We start from the raw sequence: 1,089 nt of genomic DNA, 5'->3' as shown, positions 1-1,089 counted from the left end.
TCGTCCCGCATAACTGCCGAACAAAGGGTCTTCTTCATCGACACGCTGCAAGCACATCCCTGTGACGCTCAAACACATAACATCCCTGTTATGTGATGGTCGGTGAAGAAGATCCCTTTATCCGGCCACACGCTATGGTGTTGCCTATCGGTACTATCCACTCAGACTCGTTACTCACGAAACGGCAATATTGCCACTTCAATACCGGTGACGCTCATTCGTCTATTTCTTTAAGAAACTCATACGCTTCAACATAATCCATCAGCGTAAACCAGCCTCGCCAGAGCGCTTGCGTGCCCACTCGACCATTGCGTGAGCTGTCATGCCAACGTCCCAATCGTGCTAAGGCATAATAGGCCCAATACAGTGACGGCGTCTGCTCTGGGAAGGCTTTTTTCTCTACTTTATTCCACAGTAATCGCCAGGCAACTCGGCTTAATAATGTCTTACAGCTGACGGTTTTCGCTTCTTCTCGATTCTGTGCTATTTCTTTTAGTTGCAGTAGGCGCACCGCGATAAAGGCTTTGATCACCGCCGCGCGACGCACATTTTCTTTGGTTTGCATCCGCAGCTCTTCAACCTTGGTGCCTTCGCTTTTCCAGATCCGATGAAACTCTTCTATCCGCCAGCGCAGCTCATAATATCTGACTATTTTCCTTGCCGCTGCCGCATCTGGCAGCGGTTCAGTAGTGTATAACACCCAGCACAGCGGCGCTTGTATACCCTCGGTCATTTCACGGCAATACAAGACGTTCAGCGTCAGCGTATCTTGTGCTGCTGCTCGCTGTGGCTTAGGCAGGGTGACTTGGGTATGGCTGAGTGCAATCGTTGCATCTCGGGCGGGCCGGCCCCCTTTCGACGCAATATGCAGGTCGTAATGACACACCGGCTCGAGCGCGTCTAAGGTGGCACGGAGTTTTTGCTCTTTATCTACGAGCTTGCGATCACCTGATGAACGCACCACAAAGCGGTGCTGGTGCTCGATTTGATAGCCCAAATATTCATACATATCGGCTTCACGGTCACACACATCGATGACATTATTCATGTCACCGAGTCGACTCGCCAGTGTCTCCGTGCCGCGTTGCC

The 1,089-nt window shown here is 51.4% G+C and carries 1 protein-coding gene; it reads right to left on the bottom strand.

The genetic code is table 11. The annotated features are described in order from the left end of the window. Positions 1 to 214: 214 nt before the first annotated feature. The coding region (locus tag ACFQ1C_RS16130; RefSeq protein WP_379559702.1) for an IS4 family transposase at positions 215 to 1,089 on the bottom strand (875 nt) is incomplete at its 5' end.

The organism is Oceanisphaera ostreae (assembly GCF_042676125.1).
GTDB lineage: Bacteria > Pseudomonadota > Gammaproteobacteria > Enterobacterales > Aeromonadaceae > Oceanimonas > Oceanimonas ostreae.
This window is presented reverse-complemented; position numbering and strand designations above follow the sequence as displayed.